This window comes from Helicobacter felistomachi (genome assembly GCF_030296895.1).
In the GTDB taxonomy this organism is placed as follows: Bacteria; Campylobacterota; Campylobacteria; order Campylobacterales; family Helicobacteraceae; genus Helicobacter; species Helicobacter felistomachi.
Genome location: NZ_AP028022.1, coordinates 490826 through 513615 on the forward strand (window position 1 = coordinate 490826; position 22790 = coordinate 513615).

The 22790-nt window shown below is 48.6% G+C and carries 17 protein-coding genes, 1 other RNA gene and 1 pseudogene; 4 read left to right on the plus strand and 15 right to left on the minus strand.

Features of this window, described 5'->3' with window-relative positions:
* Positions 1-20 precede the first annotated feature (20 nt).
* Complete coding sequence (gene lepA, locus QUE23_RS02495; protein WP_286349088.1) at positions 21-1814, plus strand: translation elongation factor 4; 1794 nt, start codon at positions 21-23, stop codon at positions 1812-1814.
* Positions 1815-1836: 22 nt separating this feature from the next.
* Here the strand turns inward: lepA and murI are convergent, their stop codons facing one another.
* The 5 genes and pseudogenes from murI to hemH all read right to left on the minus strand — a co-directional run bounded on the left by murI (position 1837) and on the right by hemH (position 8464).
* Positions 1837-2598 (minus strand): glutamate racemase, encoded by a 762-nt coding sequence (gene murI, locus QUE23_RS02500; protein WP_286349089.1) that lies wholly within the window; start codon positions 2596-2598, stop codon positions 1837-1839.
* Entirely contained in the window at positions 2595-3896 is a 1302-nt protein-coding gene (gene rho, locus QUE23_RS02505; RefSeq protein WP_286349090.1) for a transcription termination factor Rho, read from the minus strand. Before rho ends, murI begins: the two co-directional genes overlap by 4 nt.
* 120 nt (positions 3897-4016) lie before the next feature.
* Positions 4017-6827: a cytochrome c biogenesis protein gene (locus QUE23_RS02510; protein WP_286349091.1), complete on the minus strand. Its 2811-nt coding sequence runs from the start codon at positions 6825-6827 to the stop codon at positions 4017-4019.
* Positions 6817-7446 carry a SoxW family protein gene (locus tag QUE23_RS02515; RefSeq protein ID WP_286349092.1) on the minus strand — a complete coding sequence of 210 codons (630 nt, stop codon included), beginning with the start codon at positions 7444-7446 and terminating at the stop codon, positions 6817-6819. Before QUE23_RS02515 ends, QUE23_RS02510 begins: the two co-directional genes overlap by 11 nt.
* Before the next feature lie 48 nt (positions 7447-7494).
* Positions 7495-8464 (minus strand): annotated as a pseudogene (hemH, locus tag QUE23_RS02520) (ferrochelatase).
* Positions 8465-8537: 73 nt separating this feature from the next.
* On the opposite strand from hemH, the gene gatB reads away from it, so the two are divergent.
* Positions 8538-9968: an Asp-tRNA(Asn)/Glu-tRNA(Gln) amidotransferase subunit GatB gene (gatB, locus tag QUE23_RS02525; RefSeq protein WP_286349093.1), complete on the plus strand. Its 1431-nt coding sequence runs from the start codon at positions 8538-8540 to the stop codon at positions 9966-9968.
* Between the two features lie 40 nt (positions 9969-10008).
* Here gatB and QUE23_RS02530 read toward each other — a convergent pair whose 3' ends face one another.
* The 8 genes from QUE23_RS02530 to QUE23_RS02565 are packed head-to-tail and all read right to left on the minus strand — an operon-like array spanning position 10009 to position 19361.
* Positions 10009-10779 carry a type IV secretion system protein gene (locus tag QUE23_RS02530; RefSeq protein WP_286349094.1) on the minus strand — a complete coding sequence of 257 codons (771 nt, stop codon included), beginning with the start codon at positions 10777-10779 and terminating at the stop codon, positions 10009-10011.
* Positions 10769-11632: a pirin family protein gene (locus tag QUE23_RS02535; RefSeq protein WP_286349095.1), complete on the minus strand. Its 864-nt coding sequence runs from the start codon at positions 11630-11632 to the stop codon at positions 10769-10771. The genes QUE23_RS02530 and QUE23_RS02535 overlap by 11 nt, the downstream gene beginning before the upstream one ends.
* Before the next feature lie 32 nt (positions 11633-11664).
* On the minus strand, positions 11665-13089 hold the full coding sequence (gene prpD / locus QUE23_RS02540) for a 2-methylcitrate dehydratase (protein WP_286349096.1): 1425 nt from the start codon (positions 13087-13089) through the stop codon (positions 11665-11667).
* Between the two features lie 10 nt (positions 13090-13099).
* Entirely contained in the window at positions 13100-13756 is a 657-nt protein-coding gene (locus QUE23_RS02545; RefSeq protein WP_286349097.1) for a YggS family pyridoxal phosphate-dependent enzyme, read from the minus strand.
* Complete coding sequence (locus QUE23_RS02550) at positions 13746-15578, minus strand: menaquinone biosynthesis decarboxylase (protein ID WP_286349098.1); 1833 nt, start codon at positions 15576-15578, stop codon at positions 13746-13748. Before QUE23_RS02550 ends, QUE23_RS02545 begins: the two co-directional genes overlap by 11 nt.
* Positions 15579-17156, minus strand: a complete 1578-nt coding sequence (serA, locus tag QUE23_RS02555) for a phosphoglycerate dehydrogenase (RefSeq protein WP_286349099.1) — start codon at positions 17154-17156, stop codon at positions 15579-15581.
* 10 nt (positions 17157-17166) lie between these two features.
* Positions 17167-17679, minus strand: a complete 513-nt coding sequence (locus QUE23_RS02560) for a hypothetical protein (protein WP_286349100.1) — start codon at positions 17677-17679, stop codon at positions 17167-17169.
* A gap of 8 nt (positions 17680-17687) precedes the next feature.
* The gene (locus QUE23_RS02565) at positions 17688-19361 is read right to left on the minus strand and encodes a 30S ribosomal protein S1 (protein ID WP_434801996.1); all 1674 of its coding nucleotides are present in this window, start codon (positions 19359-19361) and stop codon (positions 17688-17690) included.
* Positions 19362-19433: 72 nt separating this feature from the next.
* On the opposite strand from QUE23_RS02565, the gene QUE23_RS02570 reads away from it, so the two are divergent.
* Positions 19434-20204, plus strand: coding sequence for a glycosyltransferase (locus QUE23_RS02570; protein ID WP_286349101.1), 771 nt, complete (start codon positions 19434-19436; stop codon positions 20202-20204).
* A gap of 60 nt (positions 20205-20264) precedes the next feature.
* Here QUE23_RS02570 and QUE23_RS02575 read toward each other — a convergent pair whose 3' ends face one another.
* Together QUE23_RS02575 and QUE23_RS02580 are read right to left on the minus strand one after the other, a co-directional pair.
* Complete coding sequence (locus QUE23_RS02575; protein WP_286349102.1) at positions 20265-21188, minus strand: LPP20 family lipoprotein; 924 nt, start codon at positions 21186-21188, stop codon at positions 20265-20267.
* A 47-nt stretch (positions 21189-21235) separates the two neighbouring features.
* Positions 21236-22612 carry a COG3014 family protein gene (locus tag QUE23_RS02580; protein ID WP_286349103.1) on the minus strand — a complete coding sequence of 459 codons (1377 nt, stop codon included), beginning with the start codon at positions 22610-22612 and terminating at the stop codon, positions 21236-21238.
* A 70-nt stretch (positions 22613-22682) separates the two neighbouring features.
* Here QUE23_RS02580 and ffs point away from each other — a divergent pair.
* Positions 22683-22780, plus strand: an RNA gene (gene ffs, locus QUE23_RS02585) — signal recognition particle sRNA small type.
* Positions 22781-22790: the final 10 nt, after the last annotated feature.

A 22790-nucleotide genomic window follows, 5' to 3' on the forward strand; every position in this document is an offset into this window, starting at 1 on the left:
AACGCTTTTTAAGGGAGTCTATGCAAGAGCATATCCGCAATTTTTCCATCATCGCCCACATCGACCATGGCAAAAGCACGCTCGCTGATTGCTTGATCCAAGCCTGTAAGGCACTAAGCGTACGCGAAATGACCAGCCAAGTGCTCGACACCATGGACATTGAAAAAGAGCGAGGCATCACCATTAAAGCGCAATCCGTGCGTCTAAACTACCGCCATCAAGGGCAGGATTATATTTTAAATCTCATAGACACCCCCGGGCATGTGGATTTTAGCTATGAAGTTTCTAGGTCTTTGGCGGCTTGTGAGGGAGCGTTGTTGGTCGTGGATGCCACCCAGGGCGTGCAAGCTCAGACCATCGCCAATGTCTACATTGCCCTAGACAACCATTTAGAGATTTTACCCGTCATCAATAAAATTGACTTGCCTAACGCTGAGGTGGAGGCGGTGCAACAAGACATTGAAGACACCATCGGGTTAGATTGTTCTCAGGCTAATTGCGTGAGCGCTAAGTCTGCTTTAGGCATCCCTGAACTCTTAGAAACCTTGATCGCTAAAGTCCCCCCCCCCAAGGGCAACCCACAAGCCCCCACAAAGGCGTTGATCTACGATTCGTGGTTTGACAACTACTTAGGAGCTTTGGCTCTTGTGCGCTTAAAAGAAGGGCGGCTGTGCATCAATCAAGAGGTCTTAGTGATGGGCGATCAAAAAACCCACCAAGTCTTAGGGCTGTACTACCCAAATCCCCTACACAAAATCCCCACCGACTCGATTGAATGCGGTGAAATCGGCATTGTGTCTTTGGGTTCTAAAAACCTCACTGACATTGCCGTAGGCGACACCATCACCGATGCCAAAACCCCCACAGCCGCGCCCATAGAGGGCTTTAAACCAGCTAAACCCTTTGTCTTTGCTGGGCTCTATCCCATAGAGAGCGATCAATTTGAGGAACTGCGCGAAGCCTTGCTAAAACTCCAGCTCAACGACTCGTCCTTGCAATTTGAGCCAGAAAGCAGCGTGGCACTAGGCTTTGGCTTTCGGGTGGGCTTTTTAGGTTTGTTGCACATGGAGGTCATCAAAGAACGCCTAGAAAGGGAGTTTAATTTAAATTTGATCGCCACAGCCCCCACGGTGGTGTATGAAGTGCATTTGACAGACGGGCAAGTGGTGTTGGTGCAAAACCCTAGCCAACTCCCACCTGAAAACACAATAGCCCACATTAAAGAACCCTATGTCAAAGCGAGCATCATCGCGCCTAGTGAGTATCTAGGCAATTTGTTAGGCTTACTCAACCAAAGGCGCGGGATACAAGACAAGATGGAGTATTTAAACCAAAACCGCGTGATGCTCACCTACGATTTACCCAGCAACGAAATTGTGATGGACTTTTACGACAAACTCAAATCTTGCACGAAGGGTTATGCGAGTTTTGATTACGAGCCCATCGGCTATCGGGAGGGACAACTGGTGAAGCTGGATATCCGCGTGGCTAATGAGGTGGTGGATGCGCTCTCGATCATTGTGGATCGCTCTAAAGCCTATGAAAAGGGCAAAGCTCTAGTTGAAACGATGAAAACCCTGATCCCGCGCCAGCTCTTTGAAGTGGCGATTCAAGCCAGCATCGGCAATAAAATCATCGCTAGGGAGACGGTCAAATCAGTCGGCAAAAATGTAACCGCCAAGTGCTACGGGGGCGACATCACGAGAAAGCGCAAACTTTTAGAAAAACAAAAAGAGGGCAAAAAGCGCATGAAAGCCATTGGCAAAGTCCACCTGCCCCAAGAGGCGTTTTTAGCGATCTTGAAGGTGGATTAGAGGCTTAAAGGACTCCAAGAATTTAAATCAGCGCATGCAAGGGCTTTGCCAAATGCTCTAAAAGCACCTTATCTCCGCTGGCGTGAAGCTCTAAAAGGGTGCTGTTGTCAGGCTTTGTGGATAATCCATAGGCGATTTTTAGGCGCGCCACAATCGCCTCACCGGAATGCACTAAACGCACAGGGGTGTTGAAGTGGTTTGTGAAGTAGTTTTGCAAGGGAGTGGCAATCCACGGGAAGTGGGTGCAACCCAAAACCAGGACAGAAGGGGCACTTTTTAAGGGGGCGAAGTAATGCTGCATACACGCCTCTAAGAGCGCGCCCTCTAACACCCCCTCCTCAATCAAGGGGACAAACAAGCCCGTGGCTAGGCTATCAACGAAGTCATAGCCCTGCTCTTTAAGCTCCCTTGCATAGCGGCCAGATCTGATGGTCGCCTTGGTGCCCAGCACTAAAATGGGCGTGTCTTTGGGCGTGCTTTGGGTGATGGCTAAAACCCCAGCCTCAATCACGCCCACAATGGGGATTTGCGTTTTGGCACGCATGGCTGGCAGGGCCCACGCGCTCACGCTGTTGCACGCCACGACCAACATGTCAATGTGATGAGGTTTGAAAAAGTCTAAAGCTTCTAAAGAGAATTTGGCGATCGTGGCGGGGTCTTTGGGCCCATAGGGGACCCTCGCCGTGTCGCCGTAATAGATGATGTGTTCGAATAAACGGGCTTTTAGCAGGCTCTCTAAAACACTTAAGCCCCCTACCCCGCTGTCAAAAACCCCAACTCTCAAGAACCCTCTTGCATGAGTTTTAAAAACTCTTGGTTGTCCTTGGTGGTCTGCATTTTGGAGTAAATGAAGTTTAACGCCTCCACATCGTCCATTTGCTGCATCACATTTCTTAGCACCCACACTTTCGTTAAGGTGTCCTTGCCTAGCAAGATATTGTCTTTACGGGTGCCTGATTTTAAGACATCAAAGGCGGGGTAAATGCGCCGATCGGAGATACTGCGGGCTAAGACAATTTCACTATTGCCCGTGCCTTTAAACTCTTCAAAGATCACCTCATCCATGCGCGAGCCCGTTTCGATCAAGGCGGTGGCGATGATCGTCAAACTCCCTCCCTCTTCAATGTTTCTAGCTGCCCCAAAAAAGCGCTTGGGCTTATGCAGGGCATTGGCATCTACACCCCCGCTTAGCACTTTCCCGCTTGAGGGCGTGATCGCATTGTAAGCTCTGGCTAAACGGGTGATCGAATCTAGCAAAATCACCACATCCTTACCCATTTCTACCCGCCTCTTTGCCCTCTCTAGGACTAGCTCAGCAATGCGTATGTGGTTTGTAGAAGGCAAATCGAAGGTGGAGCTAAAAACTTGCCCATTCACGCTTCTTTGCATGTCTGTCACCTCTTCGGGGCGCTCATCGACTAATAAAATGATGAGCTCCACTTCGGGGTGGTTGTAGGTGATCCCATGCGCCAACTCTTTCATCAACTCCGTTTTACCTGTGCGCGGTGGGGCGACAATCAAAGCCCTTTGCCCCTTACCCATCGGGCTAAACAAGTCGAGCATGCGCCCTGTCACTTTAGTCGGCTCATACTCTAACTTTAGCTGTTCTGTAGGAAATAGGGGGGTGAGATTATCAAAGAGTGGGCGGTGGCGGATTTCATCTAGGGGCAGGTAATTCACCGCCTCGATCTTTAGCAGGGCGTAATATTTTTCTTGATCTTTGGGCGCGCGCACTTGCCCCGTTACAATGTCGCCATTACGCAGAGCAAAGCGTTTGATTTGCGAGTGGCTGACATAAGTGTCGTTTTGGTTATCCGAAAAGCTCCCATCCAAACCACGCAAAAACCCATACCCATCCCCGGCGGTTTCTAAAATCCCTGTAAAGAGAATGTAGCCGCCTTGAGACACCTGATTTTTAAGGATTTCAAACATCAAATCTTGGCGTTTAAACTCTTGGGGGTTTTCTACTTTGAGTTCATTAGCGATTTCTAATAGCCGTTCTGTGGGCTGAGCGCGCAATTCTTCAATGCGGTATCCACTCACAGGGGTGTGGGTCTTTTGTTTATGGTGTTCATGCGCCATTGCGGTCCTTATGCTTTTTGGTTATTTCAACAATTACAAGCCTCATTTTAGGGAAGCCAAACACAAAAAAGAGGAATAAAAGCCTAAATTCTAATGTAAAAAAATCTAAAAGTCAAGGTTTTAAACCTTTGCCATCGGCAATTTGCGCTTCAAGCCAGCCACAAAGACTAAAACAAAAGTGCTCGCCACTAGAGGGTAAAGAAATGTGGGGATGGGCAAGGGGTCGCCCGCGGCGTAACTATGCATGCCCGATAAATAGTAATTTACCCCAAAATAGGTCATTAAAATGGAGTAAAAGCCGATCACGCTGGCACTCGCAAACACATAGGGCATGAACTCAAAGCGCAAAAAGCGCAAGTGCAAAATGATCGCATACACAGCAATGGAGATCAGAGCCCATGTCTCTTTAGGATCCCAGCCCCAGTAACGCCCCCAAGACTCATTCGCCCACACCCCGCCAAGGAAGTTACCCACCGCAAGCAATAAAAGCCCCATGATCATCCCCATTTCATTGAGCGCACTGAGAGCTAAAATACTCGAGTCGATGTGGGGGCGTTTTTCGCTTCTTAGCAAGAATAAAAGCAGAGTGAGTAGCCCTAGTATGAAGCATAGCCCCAAAAAGCCATAACTTGCTGTAATAATAGATACATGGATGTTGAGCCAATAGGATTTCAACACGGGGACTAAATTGCTGATCTGTGGGTCCATAAAGCCCAAATGCGCCACAAACAAGGCAATGCCGGCTAAAAAGCTAGAGGCGCACAACGCCAAGTTGGAGCGTAAAATGAGCCCTGAGAGCATCGCCGCCCAAGAGATGTAGAGCATGGACTCGTAAGCGTTGCTCCAGGGGGCATGCCCGCTCACATACCAGCGCAAGGCTAGCCCCACGCTATGCGCCAACCAACAAAGCGACAAGAGGCCATAAAAGCTCAAGTGCAGCCATTTAGGCACCGCTCTATTTTTAAAGATCGCCACCAGCACCACGCCTAAAAGCACCACGCCTAAAAGCAAATAGGGGAACATGAGCGTGTTGAAAAAATTGCTGTGATTTAAGAGAATCTCAGAATCCACACGCCCCGGGCTTAGGGCGAGTTTGCTGTGTGCCCGTTGGTAGGCGAGCAAGTCGTTTAGGGTTTTATGCACGCCCGCCCATTGGTTTTGATCCACGCCCAAATCAAAGCCCTTGAATAAATCCCTTAAAAAATGTGTGGCTTCTGTGGAGATTTTAATGTTGGCATTCTTCACGGCATCGGCGGGGCTTAGCCATGTATTGCCGCTTTGATCGGGAAAAATCTTTAAAATGTTCCCGCTGAAAATCAAATAAACAAGATTCACCCGCTCATCCAGCTTTAAAATGTCCTTGTCAAATTCGTCCCTGTCTTTGGGGGCTTTTTGGTTGACTTCTTCCACGAAGTTTTGGAGTTTGTAGCCATGCGGCCCAAAAAGGTCTAAAAAAGCCACCCGTTTATCTTTAAGCGGTGTGCCTAGGAGTGCCCTAAGTTTGGGCGTGGAGGTGTAGATCATTTTAATGCTTTTGTAATCATCGGGATAGAGCATCATGCCTAGCATCATCTGCAAATTGTCCATGCCCTTAAAGCCATCTTCTTTGGTGATTTTGTGAATCAACTCCATGCTCAAAGTGTCTAGGGGTTTAATGCGCCCTTCAAAGCCCTGCACTTGTAGGCGGGCAAGCGGGGTGAGCTGCCCTTTTGCGTGTGCCCTTAAATCTTTAAAACGTTGCAAGATTTTGGCATGCATTTGGGCGGTCGTGGGCTGAATCTTTGCCATTTTGTCAATGGGGGGGGCGATGGGGGTGCTTTTGCCCCCGTGCATGTCGATTTTGCCCTCTTTGGCGTGCGCGAGTGTGCCTAAAGACAAGACACATAAAAACAACACAATGTGCTGGGCTTTTAAAAAACGTGAAAGCCGCTGGAAGCGCCCTTGTCGGCTAAAGAGCAGGAACAACGCCCCAGACATGAGCAAGCCGTAGCCAAAGTAAGTTAAATTCTTGCCCGGATCGCGATTGACCGATAAAATCGTGCCCTGCTCGTCTGTGTCATAGGAGGATTGGAAAAAGCGATACCCCCCATAATCTAGGACATGGTTCATAAAAATTTTAAAGGGCATGACAACTTGCCCCTTGGCATTTAACACTTCCACTTGGGAGGCGTAGGAAGACGGACTCATAGAACCGGGGTAGCGCTCCAACTCAAAACGCTTTAAATGCAGTTTAAAGGGCAAAATGCGCTCAGTAACACCCCAGTTGAGCGCGATGTGCATGCCATCTAAAGTGGTTGTTTCATCTTGGCTCACCACGCCATGTCCGCCCAAAATATACAGGGTGTGGCTTGCCTCCCCATAACTGAGTTTGATCTCTAACAACGCCTTGTTGTCCCTTTTTTCAGGCGACATTTTATGCACGCTGATGGGCTCAAGGCGTAAGGGCTTGCCATAGGCCATCACCTCAGCGGTGGGTAAATACCGCGAAAAGGGCGAAAGCGTGGTTTTTAAAGAGAAGTGCAAGGGTTTGGCATTATCCTTACTGAGGGTTAAATTTAAATAGCTGTCGGTGGTGGTGATTTTGTCGCTCGTTTGGTTGGTGCGTAGGTGCATGGTCGCTTCAAAGCCAAAGAATCTGGTAACCCCCGCCCCCAAAATGATGAACACCAAAGAGCTGTGGAAAAATAGACTGGCGTAGCGTTTTCTTTGCCACGCCTTAGAAGTGATGAAAGTGCCGACAATCACCAAGAGCAAATACACATGCAACGCACTAAACCACCAAGTGTCATAGACAATCGCGCGGCTTGCCGGCGTGCCATAGTCGTTTTCAATGAAAGTCGCTAGAGCGCAGGCGGTGGCGTAAACCACCAACAGCGGGATCGCCACCCAAAAAGAGCCAAAGAAAAATCCAAAAATCTTTTTAACTTGCATGTCGAGCTTCTTGTGTTTTCTTAAGGATATACGCCCTGAGTTTCTCAATGAATTGCTTGTCGTTCAAGTCCTTATACAGTCCCTTACCGACAAACTCCAACACCGCCAAGAGTTGCACGTGGGGCATGTAGCCGGGCAACTCATAAATGGTCTTGCCTGTCGGGTCAGCCAGCACGAGCGTAGGCGTGGAGTTGACATCGTAAATGGAAGAGAGATCCTGTGTGCTTAGCATGGTTTCTTTGGGTTTTTCGGCAGGGCCGATGACAAAATGGTGCATTTTAGAGTAGCTGATGTTGATGTAGTAGGCGCTAAAATGCTCTTTAATGTAGCCACGCAGATTGGCGTAGTGCTTCAAGTCTTGCTTTAACATTTCGCAATACGAACAGCCATTTTTGCCAAAGACAAGCAGCATGTATTTGCCCTTAGTGCGGATGTCCTGTGTGTCTTGGAAAATGTCTTCTAGACCGGCATAGCTTTGTTTGTCAAAGTTGTTGCTCTCTTTAAAAGTGCTTTGAGGAGAAGTGGCCCCTGAACTTAGCATGCTCTCATCCACCTTATCATCGGCGAGGGCGCAATGACAAAAGAGAGCTAACAGGGGGAGCAAAAAAAACGGGCGCATAAAAAACCTTTTTAAGAAAATGGGGCATTGTAACTTTTTTTAGATAAATCATGGGCCTAGAGGCTTTCTAGGGGCGTTATGGACCAAATCCAAAATCGCCTGTGCGAAGTTTAGGTTGTCATTTAAACACGGACAGACTAGAAACTCAGGCACAGCAAGGCGCATGGCTTCTAGGCGGTATTGCATTTGCAACTCGTAAATGGTTTCTGAATTGTCAATGCTAAAAGCTAGGGGGTAAATGAGGATTTTATCCTTGCGGTGCGCTTCTATGGCTTGCTGAGTGCTAGGCTCTAGCCATTTCATGGGCCCCACTTTAGATTGGTAGCTCAAGGTGATTTTTTTAAAGTGCAGGGGCAAGAGTTGTTGTTTTAACAGGCTTACATGGTGCAAACATTCGGCTTGGTAAGGGTCGCCTTGTTTTATGACGCTTTCAGGCAAGCCATGCACGCTAAAAATCAGCACAAACTCTTTTGCATCATGCCCTTTTATGGTGTCTGTGATGCTTTGGACCACGGCTTGGTTATAGGGGGTGGGTGTAAAAGCGATCAATGCAGCTTAGAGTGGGAGCGAAGTTTAGGGTTTTTAGGGCATTTAATGCGTCTTCTAGGGAGGACTTTGTGGTGGTCGTGGAGTATTGCGGGTACATAGAAAAAAGCAAGCACGAGTCAAAGCCTTGTTTTTGCAACTCAGCAAAGACCATGGGCGCAAAAGGGGGGGTGTAGCGCATGGCATAGGTGTAGTGGTGGGTGGCATCAAGGGTGTTTAGGCGTTGTGTGAGTTTGGCACTCAGTTCGTTTATGGGGGATTTTTGCCCGATTTTTTCATAAATAGCTTTGGACTTTTCTTGACGCATTTTGACAATAAAAGAGGCGAGCAGTTTGCGCCAAAAAGGGCTTTTAATCGCCAAAATATAGGGGTCATTGAACATGTTTGTTAAAAACACTTCCACTTCGTAAAGGTTGTTCGGGCCACCCATATTCAACAAAACAACAGCTTCTTTAGGCTCTAACATTGACATAAGCCCTTATTATGCCATGATTTGTCATTTTTGCATGGTAAAATGCGCCTTTATGCCATTAACAAGGATTGCCATGTTTGAAACCATTATCGGGCTAGAAGTGCACGCCCAACTCAACACGAAAACCAAGATTTTTTGTGCCTGCCCCACCAGTTTTAAGGACACGCCCAATAGCAACACCTGCCCCGTGTGTTTAGGACTGCCCGGGGCTTTGCCCGTGTTAAATGTGGAGGCGGTGAAAAAGGCGATCGCCTTTGGCACGGCGATCAACGCCACCATCACGCAAGAGAGCGTCTTTGCCCGCAAGAATTACTTTTACCCCGACTTGCCTAAAGCTTATCAAATCTCACAATTCGATCGCCCCATTGTCGCCAATGGGTATTTAGACATAGAAACCCCAGAGGGGCTCAAACGCATCCATATCGAGCGGGCACACTTAGAAGAGGACGCAGGCAAGAACATACACGCCAGCCACCACTCTCAAGTGGATTTAAATAGAGCGGGCACCCCCCTTTTAGAGATTGTGAGTTGTCCGGACATGCGCAACAGCGAGCAGGCGATCAGCTATTTAAAAAAGCTGCACGCCATTGTGTGCTTTTTAGACATTTGCGATGGCAACATGCAAGAGGGCAATTTTAGGTGCGATGCCAATGTGTCTATCCGCCCTAAAGGGGAAAGTAAGTTACTCACAAGAGTGGAGATTAAAAATTTAAACAGCTTTAAGTTTATCCAAAAGGCGATTGAGTATGAAGTGGAGCGCCAAATTGAGGCGTTTGAAAGGGGGACTTATGCGCACGAAGTCGTGCAAGAAACCCGCTTGTTTGACACCGCTAAGGGGATCACGCAGTCTATGCGCAACAAAGAAGAGTCCGCCGATTACCGCTATTTTCCCGACCCCGACTTGCGCCCCGTATATATCCCAGAAAGCCTACTACAAGAAGGACGCAAAATTAAAGAACTGCCCGAGGCTAAAAAGGCGCGTTACATAGAGAGTTTGGGCTTAAAAGCCGAAGAGGCAAGCACTTTAGTGGGGAGTTTGGAGCTAGCGACCTATTTTGAAAGAATGCTAGAGCTTGGAGCGAGTGCGAAGGGGGCTTGCTCGTGGCTGTGTGTGGAGCTGTTGGGGCGCTTAGAGGGCGAGCAAACCTTGCAAGATTGCCCCATTAAACCCGACACTCTCGCCCATTTGGTGCTCCGCATTGAAAACAAACGCATTTCAGGCAAAGCAGGTAAAGAGATTTTAGATGCTTTAATGAAACAAACAAGCGCAAGCCCCAAAGACATAGATGCTTTAATAGATAAGCTAGGGTTAGCGCAGGTGGGCGATGAGAGCACGATTTTAAAAGCCATTGCTGAGGTGCTAGAGAACAACGCCGACAAGGTTGCCGCATACAAAGGCGGGAAGGATAAACTCTTTGGCTTCTTTGTGGGACAGGTGCTCAAAAAACTCAAAAACGCCAATCCGGGAGTCGTCAACCAGCTACTCAAACAAGAGCTGTCTTAAGTAGCCAAAGGCGAGCTGAGGCATTAAAAGCTAGTGGGGCTTAGGGCTTTAGAGCCTTGAGATTTTGCATTTCAGTCACGCTGTAACGGGTAACTTCAAAGCCCGTGGGGTTCTTAGGCATCATGGCGGTGTCAAAGGCGGGCAGGGGCTTAAAAGAAAAGCTCAACACAATGTTATAGCGTTTTTCTGTGAGGGGACTGCCCGCCCTAAAGAGCTTTGCCACGATCTGCACTTGGGCGATGTTCTGCTCTTTGCTCTGCTTGAGTAAAGAGATGTTGATGATGTGGATGTCCCTTGTGAGTTGTTGGGCGGTGTAAATGCTGTTTTTAGAGGCCACTAAACTTTCAAAGACTTGCCACACCTGTGGGTTGCTTTGCAGGCGCACCACTTCATAACGCTCTTGATCGTCTATGTGGTTGATCGACTCCCTATCTAGGACATACTGCCCCACTAAAGAGCGCACGAGGGCTTCATTGCTTGCCAAATTGCCGTCTGCCTTTTGGATGATGGCGTAGTGCTTGTCTTGGTTGGCGAAGTCTATAAAATGGTGCTCGGTTTTCTTTAGGGGTAAGAGCATGATTAAGGCGACAATCAACGCCAAACTAATGAAACTTAGCAAGACGACTAATTTATACGCCAGTGCGCTATTACGCCTTTCTACCCTAAAGACGCTGTTTAAGTCCAAATTCTGCGCCGCCAAACTCTCAATTTTGCTCTCCATGTCTTTTTGGAATTTGTCTTGTTCGGCTTGGATTTTCGCCCACAACTCGGCGACAATCGCGTCTTTTAAGGGGCTGTTGTTAGTCTCCATGCCCTGCTTTAAGTGTGCCAAATTTGCCGGCGTTAAAGTCCTCTAGAGCCTGCTCGATCTCTGCTTTGTTATGCATCACAAAAGGGCCATGCCCCACGATGGGTTCATCTAGGGGTAAGCCTGTCAGCACCAACACTTGGGAAGGTTTTAAAGCCTCAAGGTGCACCCCCTGCCCACCCTTTTGGAAAGTGATGAGGTGTTGCGCGCTGGCCTCTTGCTGATCTACGGACACCAGCCCCTCACGCACTAATATCAAAATATTGTGTTCTTGGGGTATAGGCAAAGATAAAAACCCCCTAAGCTCTATGTCCCATACATTGACGGGGCTAAAGGTTTGCGCCGCACCCTCGACCCCATTAAGCGCACCTGCAACCACGCGCACTTGGCTTTTTTTAAAAGGGGCTACGGGGATTTGCTCTGGATTGATGGCTTGGTACTTGGGCGGGGTCATTTTATGGGCTTTGGGTAAATTCAGCCAAATTTGCACCATTTCAAACACCCCCCCTTGTTGGCAAAATTTTTTGGAGAGCAACTCTTGGTGCAAGACTCCAAAGCCAGCCGTCATCCACTGCACACCTCCCGAAGGCACCAACCTCTCCACGCCATGCGAGTCGCTGTGTTTCATCTCCCCTTGATAGACCAAAGTGATGGTTTCAAAACCCCGATGCGGGTGTGGGCCCACGCCCAAACACTCTGCACTCGGCTTAAAGGTGTAGGGGGCATTGTAGTCTAAGAGCAAAAAGGGGTCAACATTTTTGTAGGTTTCTTTGTAAGAAAACATGGTGGCCACATAAAAGCCATTACCCATCCAATGCTTAGGAGGGGCTTTGTAAATCCGTGCTACCTTTTTCATGGACATCCTTGTAAAGGAAATGGTCCATTGTCCTACACAAAGGCTAATAAATCACAAAAACCATTAAAGTCCATGTTCTCCAAACTCTCTAGATCGCCCAAAAGGGCTTCAATTTGGGCTGTCTTTTTTGGGGGATAGATTTCTTTGAGAGCACTTTGGCATTTTTGCATCAAGGCTTTGAGCCCCTCTTCGCGTCTAAAGCGGTGCCCTAGGGGGTATTTCACTTCAATTTTTTGTGTGCTTGTGCCGTCTTTAAAAAAGACTTGCAAGGCGTTGGGGATCGCCCTTTTATGGGGTTCTTTGGCTTCTTTGGTGTAAGTGGGGCTTATTTGCACTTCTACTAAGTCCATGAGCTGTTGTAAAAAGGGGTTCTTGGCGTTCGTGTCGCTGTAAGAATCCGCCTTTAAATGCCCCCTAAGCAAGGCGTAGGCAATGGGGTAGGCAAGGCTATACTCGCGGTCTTTACGGCTGTAAGCCTGCCCTCCGCCTGCCATGATTTTCTCCACGCCCTCTTGGGTAGTGAGGACAATTTTAGAGATTTCCTCCAAGCGGGGGGCAATTTGTTTATGCAAAATGAGGGCACACTCCACAGCGGTTTGGATGGGAAAGAGGGCAGGGTAAGAGATTTTATACAAAACATTTTCAATGACATGCGCGCCTAAGTTATTCAGCACTAATCCGTCTTTGGTGTGGGGCATACACACCGCCTCAAAGCCCCACTTAGGCGCGCTCAAAGCCTTCACGCAGCCCATTTCCCCGCTCATGGCTCTTAGCGCAAGTTGCGCCCCCCGACTTGTGGCATCCGCCCCCGCCCACGCTTGCCTAGTGGCGCTAAAGGGGGCGTGGCGAAACACCCGAAGCACCCCCCCATCCACAAAGGCATGCGAGAGCGCGCTTAAAATCTCTTCTTTGCCCCCGCCTAGCAGTTTTGCCCCCACGCCCGCGCTGGCTAAACGCACTAAAAGCGTGTGGTCCAAGCCTTCATCGTAAAAGGAATTGTCCATCGCCAACACCCCTTGTATCTCATAGGCCTGCACCATGGCGTGCAAAATATCCCTAACCTTTAAGGGCTTTTCTTGTCTGCTAAGGCGCAAGCGACTCACATAATCGCCCAACGCCCAAATCGCCCCCAAATTGTCGCTAGGATGGCACCACTCTTTAGCCAGCCAAGTGTCGTTAAAATCTAGCCAGCGCACCATACAAGACACATTAAACGCCGCGCTTACAGGCTCAAGCTGATAAGCCGTGCCTAGCACCTTGGCCCCAAGATTTCTAAAATCCGCCCCCGGGACACTAGGCCCTAATAACTTCGTGCATTCGGGGTCTTTTAACGCCATTAAAGCGCAGGCAATGGAGTCGATTAAACTTAGGCTTGCGCTTTGGGTGGCGTGTTTGGGAATCTTGCCGTCTAAAATGTAGTGGGCTAGGGTTGTAAGAGCCGAGTCGTAACTTAACATGAAATATCCTTTAGTCTTTAAATAAGGCACTCCCCACACGCACCAAATTTGCCCCATAGGCGATGGCAAGTTCAAAATCCCCGCTCATGCCCATGGATAGAGTTTTGGCATTGGGGAGTTTGTCAAACAAATTTCTAGCCAAGCTAAAAGCCTTCTCTATTTGGGCTTCATCGCCATTTACAGGTCCCATCGCCATTAAACCTTGCAAATGGATTTTAGGGCATGTTTGGCAAATTTGGGCGTAGGTTTCAAGAGCGTTTTCTAGGGGCACGCCACTTTTTTGCACTTCCCCTGCAATATTCACTTGCAACAAGGCATTTAGGGGTTCTTTTGCCCTAGTGTTGATCGCCCTAGCCAACTCCAAAGAGTGCAGGCTATGTAACAGGGCGGGCTTTAGCTCTAGGAGTTTGTTGATTTTATTGTGTTGCAAGTGCCCTAGCATGTGCCACTCTAGGGGCAAGTCTTGCAAACTTGTGGCTTTGCGCCCAAACTCTTGTATGTAATTCTCCCCAAAGGCTCTTTGTCCGCACGCATAAAGCCCTTGCACCTGCTCTAGGCTGGCGTATTTAGACACGGCCACAAGACGCACAATGTGGTGGCGGCTGTAAGCAAGGCGTGCCTTTTCGATCCGCTCTAAGAGATGATCTAAGCGTTTCTTAAGCTCCATTTGCGCCCTTTGGGGAGTGGTAAATGTGGTATTTGTGATACAAGGGGTCGCTTAAAGGGGGGATGAGCCCCTTTTTAGCAAGGCTTTCTAAAACGCTTAAAGAACAATCTGTTTCTTTAGGCCATTCTCTCATATGCCCTTCTAGCGCGCCCTTGTCGGTCGCGTCTATGCAAATTAAGGGGGGGTTTAGCCAAATGTCGCGGTGTGCGTCTATGTTGTTGACGACACGCCAAAGGAGCATGTAGGGGTTGTTTAAATCGTTCTTGTGGCTGTCTACAAAAATCAAGGCACTCACAAAAGGGGCTAAGCTCTCTAATCCGTGAAACAGGGGCACTAGGGGGGTGGTTTTAGCCACGCCCACGAGGGCAATGGGGTTTTTACTCTCTAATCCGTATTGCCTTAAATCCTGCACTTGGGGCATGAGCTCTTTTAGGCGGGCTAAAAGCTCAAGGTCTTTTAAGGGGGTCTTAGGATGTGGGGTGGGCTCTAGGGCAACTAGCCCCAACTTGCCCCCAAAGGCGTAGGTGGGGCTGGCGTGATCTAAGGCATCGCACACGCCTTGAGAAAATAGGCTTTGGCTTAAATCTAGGTGGTCTAAAATGTGGCGAAAAAGGGCGGGGTAATCGGTGAGTTTGGGCGCATTCTTGCCAACAAAGATGGCATGCTTGACAAAGCTCATTTGCCCCGTGCCCCAAAAGTGGTGCATGATTTGGTGGGCGTGTCCGGGGTAGCTGGGCGCGATTTGGGCGAGGATTAGATTATGAAACACCCCATTTTCGGGCATGTGATAATCCAGTAACCCATGCGCACTTTTTTTAAGCAGGGGTAAAAACAGCCTTTCGGTGAAGTAACCCATGTATTTGTCCTCTAGGGGGGGCTTACCCACCACGCTGGCTAAGTAAATGGGATTGTCTTTCAAGTGCATCGCCTGCACTTCTAACACGGGGTAGGGCTCTTTAGGCGTGTAAAAACCCGTGTGATCGCCAAAAGGCCCCTCCATTTCTAAACGCTCTGCTCCCACCCACCCCTCAAGCACAATGTCCGCATCCATGGGCACGGCTAGCGGATTTGTCAAGCAGGGGGCGAGCTTGGCACGCTTTCGCCTAATCAAGCCATACAGGGCGAGCTCAAACACCCCATAGGGCAAGGGGGCTTGTCCGCACCAAGTGTAAAGGGCATCCCCGCCGATCGCCACGCTCACGGGCATTTTCGCCCCGGCCTTTTGGTAAGCGTGGAAGAAGTGGTTTGCGTCCTTGTGGATTTGCCAGTGCAAACCTAGGCGGTTTTTGCCCTGCACTTGCAAGCGGTAAAGCCCTAAATTGTGGTGCTTGCCATCAAAGCTTTTGGTGTAAATCTGCCCCATCGTGATGAAGGGGGCTGCGTCGTGCTCCCAAGTGGTGAGAATGGGCAATTTGTTTAAATCTACTTGATCGCCTTGAAACACCTGTCTTTGTGGGGGGTTCTTGCAAATTTGAGGCAAGCTGAAACGCAACTTGCAAAGGTCTTTAACTAGATGGACAAGGTCTTTAAAGCTCTTGGGCTTTTGCAAATTTAATAGGCTTTCTAGTTGCGCTTGGCAGTCCTCAATGGAGCGGTTGATGATAAACTCTAGGCGCTCAATTGATCCAAAGACATTCATGAAAACGGGGATGTCTAAAGGCGTGTTGCCCCTTTTGGGCTGTGTGAATAACAACGCTTGCCCGCCTTTAGGCTTTTTGGCTTCAATGTAGGCGATGTGGGGGATTTCTAGGCAAATGTCTAGGGGTGTGTCAAACACCCGCAAATCTCCCCGCTCTTTGAGTTTAGCAACGAGTTTTTGCAACTAAATAGAAACCACGGACACGCCTAGGCAGTGGGGGACTTCTTGCAGGTCGTGTAAAATGGTGGAGCTGATGGGCGTGTCCACTAAAATGACGGCTAGAGCCTCGGCTTTTGCGTTGCGCCCGAGCCTAAAGTCGGCAATGTTGATGTTGTGCTTGGCTAAAGTCTGCCCTACATTGCCGATCACGCCGGGTTTATCGGTGTTTTTAAACAAAATCATGGTGCCTTGTGGCTGAATATCCATTTCAAAGCCGTCTATGTTGGTGATTTTTAAAATGTCCTCACTAAAGGCGGTTGCGCTGATGTAGGTGCCATAACCTGGGGCACTTAATTGTAAGGTGATGAGATTTGTATAGGGGGTTGCGTCTTCTAGGGTCTTGGTGCTTAAATGGATGTTGCGCTCACTGGCGACATGGGGGGCGTTGACATAGTTGATTTTATCGCCCAAACTAGGTTTTAACAGCCCCATAAGTGCAAAGGTGAGTAAGGAATTGCCATACTCACAAATCGCGCCGGCTAGGGTGAGCTCTAGGGCACTCCACGCTCCCTTATGCACCTGGGCGCAAAAGAAGCCGAGCTTTTGGGCAAGCTGTAAGTAGGGTTTGGCATAGGGGGCGATGTTTTCTTGGATGGGGATGTTTAGGGCGTTGGGGTAGCTACTCCCTCTTAGGGCTTGGATCACTGCTTGGGCAGCTTCTTTAGCGATTTGCTCCTGCGATTCATAGGTGTTTGCCCCGATGTGTGGCGTCACATAGACATTTTCTAGTCCTAAAAGGGGATTATTGATGCCCGGCTCTTTACTGAAGACATCGATTCCTAGCCAGCGTACTTTTTTAGACTGCAAGCCCTCATACAACGCCTCTTCATTGTAAAGCCCCCCTCTAGCGCAATTAATGAGGATCACGCCCTCTTTCATTTGGGCAATTTGCTCCTTGTCGATGATGTTGATCGTTTCTTTATTCTTTGGGGTGTGGATGGTGATGATGTCGCAAGCGAGGATGTCTTTAAAATCCTTCGTGTAGAGCACGCCTAAATCTGTAGCTTTGGATTTGGGGATGTAGGGGTCGTAGGTGAGAACTTCCATGCCAAAGGCAAGTGCGCGCACGCCCACCCTTGAGCCGATGTTGCCAAAGCCGATGATGCCCAGTTTCTTGCCATAAAGCTCCGTGCCATACCAATCCTCCCGCTTCCATAGGCGGTCGTGTTTAAGCTGCGTGTTCGCCCCGGGAAAACGGCGCACGGCGTTTAACATATGGGCCATGGTGAGCTCCACGGCGGCAATGGTGTTGGCGGTGGGCACATTCATCACCACAACGCCTTTTTGTGAGCACAGATCAATGTCCACATTGTCTACGCCCACGCCCGCGCGCACAATGGCCTTTAACTTCGTAGCGTGGGCCAACAAATTGGCGTTTATAGCGGTCATGCTGCGGGTGATGAGCGCGTCCACTTCTTTGATCGTCTCGGGTAGGGCACTTTTATCAAGGGTAGAAAAGTCTAGAACTTCTAAATCCGCTTGTTCGTGCAAAAGACTTACCCCCCCCTCGTGGATGGGGTCGCAAATGGCAATTTTTGGCATGGTTTGTCCTTTAGTCAAGTTTATAGGGGATTTGGTAGTACTTCAAATCTTCTAAAAATTGCTGTGTGGCGTGGGGCAAATAGATGATCAAAGTCGTCCCCGTTTTCTTTTTATCTAGGGCAAAGTCAATGTGTTCGGTCTTTAAAATCTCACGCAAACAAAAGAGCTTATAGCTGTCTAGGTTTTTCACCAAAATTTTGCGAGTTGGGGTGCTGTCAAAAAACTCAATGCCGACCTTTTTTTGCAAGGATGGGTAAAGGTAGGGGGGAGCCTCTTGCTCGATTTCGGAGGGTTGGGTTTCGTGCAAGGATTGGATAAACACCCCCTTTAGCTCTTGTTCTTGCTTGGGATGTGCCTTTACATGTGTGCTCTCTTTAGGGGTGTGGATGCTGTGTTCCTCGTAGGCTTCGTGGGTTTTATGGTGCTTGGAGCGGTACATTTTATAGCCCAAAAACCCCGCCACACATAGAGCCACCGCCACCACAAACCACAGCACAAACGCACGAAACTTGGCGATCTTCATCGATCAAGTTAGAACTTCCCGCTGAGTTTGTCCCCTAGCGTCATTTTGGTGTCACCCGCATTGAAGGCGTGGAGTCGATCTTGCTCCCTCTTGCGCTCTAGGCGGCGCACACTCGCCCGAACGCGGTTATTGCCTTTTTCAATCGCCACAACCACGCTTGTCACCACATCCGCCATTTTGAGCTCTTCTTTTTTCAAGGGGTAGAGATCCTCGGCCTTAATGAGAACATCGATGCCCTCCACACTCACAAAAATTCCAAAATCCTTCATCCCCACGATCTTGCCCTCAACAATGTCGCCCACACGGTGTTTTTGGCTAAAAGTTTCGGTGGGTGAGGGCTTGGCGTATTTCATCTCCAAAGAGATTTTTTCATTGTCTTTGTCAATTTTAAGGATTTTGGTTTTCACCACATCGCCGACTTTAAAATGGTCTTTGCATTTTTGATCGCTCTCCCAAAACGCATCTTTATTGTGGAGCAAGCCATCCACGCCCCCCAAATTGATGAACGCCCCAAAATCGGTGAGTGTGGTGACTTTGCCCTCGATCACATCGCCCACGCGGTGCTTAGACACGAACTCATTAAAGGGCTTGTCGGAGAGCTGTTTTAAAGACACACGCAAACGGCGGTTTTTGCTGTCAATTTCTATGATTTTGACATCGATCTCTTGGTTGAGTTCCAAATAGTCGCTGGGGTGTTTGACATCCTTGTTCCAAGAGATTTCAGAGATATGCAAAAAGCCCTCAATGTCGTTGCCGATGTCTACAAACACGCCGTAGTTTTCAATGTTGCTCACCACAACCTTAATGGCGTAACCGACTTTTAATTTGGTTTGGATTTCCTCCCAAGGGTCTTCCATGGTGGCTTTAATGGAGAGAAGCAGGCGTTTTTTCTTTTCATCGTAAGACAAGGCTTTCACCTGCACCACATCGCCCTCTTTAAAATGTTTGGCGGGGTTGGTTGAGCCTCTATGCGTGATCTCAGTGTAGTGCACCAAGCCTTCTACGCCCTCCACTTCCACAAACACGCCAAAGCTTGTTACACTTTTAACCACACCTGTGTAGATTGCCCCCGATTCGACAAGTTTTTGGGATTGCTCGTTTTGGTATTTGCTGTAAACATCAAAGAAGCGCTTGCGTGAGATCGCAATCGAAGCGTTTTCAGGGTCGATCGCCGTGATACAGGCTTTAATATGCTTGCCGATGTGCTTGGCATCCCTTTTTAAGGACGACTGCGCCTTAGAGAGGAAATACTCCACGCCTTGATTGTCTGCAACAATATAGCCGCCTTTATTTTCTCTAGCGATCCTCCCCTCTACGACTTTATCTTTAAAATCCTCCCCTAAAGCTTGGATTTTTTCTTGGTTTTTGACAAAGGCTAACGCCCGTTTATAAGACACGCTAGGGCGCTCCCCCTTTTGGGACACATAGACCTGAATCGTATCGTTCACCCCAAAGAGCAACCCACCTTGCGTGTCCCTAATTTCGCTTAAGGGCAAACGCCCTTCTGTCTTGCCCCCCACGCTCACCATTGCATAGTCTTCTTGCTCGTTGATAGAAACGATCACACCCTCTCTAAGCACACCTTTTTGTTCCACCTCTTCAGTTTGCATATACTCTTGCATGTAGTCTTGAAACTCTTTGGACTCGCTGTGGCTGCCTAGAGACTCTAACTCTTTATTCATAAGAAACCTTTTTACAACAAAATTAGCTATAATTATAGCTTTAATTCCCTTATAATTGGCGAAAAAGTGAACATGAAGAGCCATGCTTGTACGTTTAGAAACACCCACTTTAAAAGTGTGTCCCTCATCATCACCACTTACAACCAAGAGCAACATTTAAAAATGGTGTTAGATTCGGTGCTCAATCTCGCTTGTTTGCCTAGTGAAGTGCTGATCGCCGATGACGGGGGGAGAGGGACTCAAGCCCTCATGGCGCGCTACCAGCCCCTATTTGCTCAAAAAAACTTGCCCTTAAGGCATGTTTGGCAGGAGGATTTAGGTTTTAGGGCCGCTAAAAATCGTAACAACGCCATTGAAGAAGCCATGGGTGAATACATCATTGTCATAGACACAGACATGATTTTATCCCCCATGTTTGTCTACGACCACATGCACTTTGCCCGCCCTAAAGTTTTAGCGCAAGGGGGGCGAATCCTCTTAAACCCTAAAGAAAGCCAAAGAATTTTAGAGTGCCGGGATTTTTCGCTGGCCTACGCTAAAAAATCCTTGAAAAACCGCCGCATTTTAAGCCTAGCCAAACTCATCTACAAGCACCGCAAAGTTACAAAGAAAATTTTTAACACGCGCACCATTGTGCCGGGCGTGCGTAGTTGCAACATGGGTTTTAGCAAGCAAGATTGTTTAGACATTGCAGGCTTTAATGAAAACTTTGTAGGTTGGGGGCGGGAGGATAGCGAATTTGTCGCCCGTTTTCTCTTTAACCACGGCACATTAAAGCCTCTGAAGTTCTGCCCTCGCCTACCACTTGCACCACGAGGAAAACGCCCGCAACCTGCTGTCTAAAAACCACGCCCGCTATTTGCAGACGCTCAAAATGCAAAGGACCAGTTGGAAAGACCCCCCCTAAAAGTCCATGTTGTCAGAGTTGACATCGGCGGTGCCCGCACCCACGCCGTTTTGGTAATTGCGCATTTGTTTGAAGGTTTGGGCTTTGATGCGCTCGATCGCATCCCCGCGGCTGTGCTGGTCGGCATTTAGGTGTTTGGAGTAAATGATGTCCCCTTGGCAGTTTTTAATGTTGATGTCTAGCCCGATGTGAAAGAGCCCCCCGCCCTGGCTGGTGAAAATCCTATTGTCGATGGTGTAAAAGCCCGGGGCGGTGGTTTGGTTGACAAAGCGGGCATACTGCCCCGTGAGCGCATCGGCGATTTCAGCATCTGCCCCATTGGCAAAGGTGATGTTGGCCCTAGGTTTGGGGCTGTTGGCCTTGATGAGTTCTTGATACGAGGTTAAGGGGGCTGAGGCGCGTCCATAGGCGCTTAAAATCTCTTGCATGGGGGTCATTTTATCCAAGAGGCTTTGGATTTGCTGCTTTTCCTTGATAAAAATCCCCTCACAGCCCTGGGCGGGCTTAAAGGGGCTTAGGGTGTTGTAAAGGTCGGCGTAGCGCTTGGAGAGCAGATTTAAGAACATGTTTTTATCCATGCGCACACGGGTGTAGCACTTGTCCCTATGACACTCTTGTTTGTCGGTGTCTACATGCACCAATTTAAGCGAATCAACCACTAATTTAATCTGTTGGCTGGCTTTTTTGTCGAGCCTGCTGTTGTTTCTAGTGGTGGTGCTGGTGGTCAGCGAGGACACATGCACCGAGATGTTGCTGGCTAAATCGTTTAGCGCCTTTTCTTTGGCGCTCTCTTTGTCGCTGCCTGCCCCGCTGCCATAGAAAAATTGCGGTTTGTTTGGGGTGGTTTCATACCAATGAGGCACGGCTTGTAAACAAAGAGGTAAGCTAAACGCCACAATCCAAGATTTTTTAAAGACCATGCAAAACTCCTTCATCAAAAGGTCCATTGTAACACAAGATAGACAATTTACCACAACTTCCACACCCGCCCCGAAGCTTCAAAGCTACGGATATATAAGAGGTGGTCTTGGCCGGCACAAAAGTCTTTAGACTCGGGCGGGGGGATGCTTACTTGGCAGGACACAAACTTAAAGTTAAAGATTTCCTGTCCATCGGCTAGGATGTGGACGGGCTTTTTGGTGCTGTTTTTTAAGCGCAGGATATAAAACTTATGGGGGAAGAGGGCGGGGGAGCGGATGTCAGCAGAGGTGCTGGCGGCCGCATAAATGGAGGAAAACAACCCGCCTAGCACGCCCAAATATTGGTTAGACACGGCTTCAAGCCCCACTTTAAGGGCGGTGGAGGTGAGCGCACGGGTGAGGATGTAGGGCAGTTGCTTTTTAAACTCGCTAGCGATGAGCGCATCTAAGAGCAGCAAGTTTTCAAATTTTTTGTGTCTTTGGCCCACTTGCACGCTAAACGCGCTTCTAAAGTCTACGCCATCTTTAAGCTGCGGGAGGGCTAGGCTCGCATCGTAAATCCCATCAGGCAAGGGTATGGGGACATTGATTTTAAACTCCTTTTTGGTCGCCTGCTCGCCATCTTCTATAAAAATCCATGTGAATCTTTGCCTAGAGGGGTATTGGAAAAACAATAAATCCTCGCCTATGGTGGTGGAGTGGCTGATCCCATAGGCTTCTTTGAGGTAGTCTAGCCCCTTGTCTAGGTCGTTGTTCTCCACGAAAAACAGCCCAGAGAGATAGGACACCACAGGGTTGATCAAATCATTGTAGGCATAGAAGTCGTTGAGGTTGGAGTATTCGTTGCTTAGGATTTCTTGCACTTGGGAGTTGGATTGCTCGGCACTTAGGTGTCTAGAGCCTTGTTGTTGCATTTTCTCAACCGCCTTGCGGATCTCTTTATTGTAAAACTCTTTGGCCCGTCTTTGGCGGTCGTTGGCGCGGTTAAACTCTACCCGTGCGTCTTTAGGATCGCCCATTAAAAGGTAGTCTATCGCCTTGTAGTAGTTAAGAAGCACCCCCTCGTAGACATTACCCGTATACGCCCTGACATTGTCGTTCACCAGCACCGCCCCCACAGTGCCTAAAGAGCGGCTAAAGAGGTTATGGTGGTGGTCGTAGCGCAACTCAGCAAGGTCTAAAGCTCTAATGGATTGCGGGTATTGATCGGCCATTAAAGCGCTCATGCCCTGTTGCAAGTCCCACAATAAGGCATTGCTGTGGTCTTTGTGTGCCATTTTTTTGGAAAAGGCGTAGGCCTCTTTAAACTGCGCGCCGTTGTAATAAATTTGGTTGAAGCGCTGCAATTGCTCTCGATTGCCCGTGCAACCCGCCAAAAAGCCTAGAACCATCACCACAAGTATCCAAGTCGTCAATCTCTCCATCAGCACCCTTAAACCTTTTTGTCATTTTATCAAAATGTAAGCAAACATATAAGATAATCCGGTCTGCCTTTTCTTAGACCTATGCAATGGGGTATTTAGACAACGCTTCAGGGTGGGAACACAGCAGAGCATTTAAATATCTTGTGTGCCTTAGCCATCTGAGAAAGGGCTTTTAAAC

What these genes read in the sequence shown, in the direction of transcription:
- QUE23_RS02575 (WP_286349102.1), bottom strand. Translation starts at nt 21,188, where the DNA reads ATGGTCTTTAAAAAATCTTGGATTGTGGCGTTTAGCTTACCTCTTTGT.
- QUE23_RS02580 (WP_286349103.1), bottom strand. Translation starts at nt 22,612, where the DNA reads ATGGAGAGATTGACGACTTGGATACTTGTGGTGATGGTTCTAGGCTTT.
- QUE23_RS02560 (WP_286349100.1), bottom strand. Translation starts at nt 17,679, where the DNA reads ATGAAGATCGCCAAGTTTCGTGCGTTTGTGCTGTGGTTTGTGGTGGCG.
- QUE23_RS02530 (WP_286349094.1), bottom strand. Translation starts at nt 10,779, where the DNA reads ATGGAGACTAACAACAGCCCCTTAAAAGACGCGATTGTCGCCGAGTTG.
- rho (WP_286349090.1), bottom strand. Translation starts at nt 3,896, where the DNA reads ATGGCGCATGAACACCATAAACAAAAGACCCACACCCCTGTGAGTGGA.
- QUE23_RS02535 (WP_286349095.1), bottom strand. Translation starts at nt 11,632, where the DNA reads ATGAAAAAGGTAGCACGGATTTACAAAGCCCCTCCTAAGCATTGGATG.
- QUE23_RS02565 (WP_434801996.1), bottom strand. Translation starts at nt 19,361, where the DNA reads ATGAATAAAGAGTTAGAGTCTCTAGGCAGCCACAGCGAGTCCAAAGAG.
- QUE23_RS02545 (WP_286349097.1), bottom strand. Translation starts at nt 13,756, where the DNA reads ATGGAGCTTAAGAAACGCTTAGATCATCTCTTAGAGCGGATCGAAAAG.
- gatB (WP_286349093.1), top strand. Translation starts at nt 8,538, where the DNA reads ATGTTTGAAACCATTATCGGGCTAGAAGTGCACGCCCAACTCAACACG.
- lepA (WP_286349088.1), top strand. Translation starts at nt 21, where the DNA reads ATGCAAGAGCATATCCGCAATTTTTCCATCATCGCCCACATCGACCAT.
- QUE23_RS02510 (WP_286349091.1), bottom strand. Translation starts at nt 6,827, where the DNA reads ATGCAAGTTAAAAAGATTTTTGGATTTTTCTTTGGCTCTTTTTGGGTG.
- prpD (WP_286349096.1), bottom strand. Translation starts at nt 13,089, where the DNA reads ATGTTAAGTTACGACTCGGCTCTTACAACCCTAGCCCACTACATTTTA.
- serA (WP_286349099.1), bottom strand. Translation starts at nt 17,156, where the DNA reads ATGCCAAAAATTGCCATTTGCGACCCCATCCACGAGGGGGGGGTAAGT.
- QUE23_RS02515 (WP_286349092.1), bottom strand. Translation starts at nt 7,446, where the DNA reads ATGCGCCCGTTTTTTTTGCTCCCCCTGTTAGCTCTCTTTTGTCATTGC.
- QUE23_RS02570 (WP_286349101.1), top strand. Translation starts at nt 19,434, where the DNA reads ATGAAGAGCCATGCTTGTACGTTTAGAAACACCCACTTTAAAAGTGTG.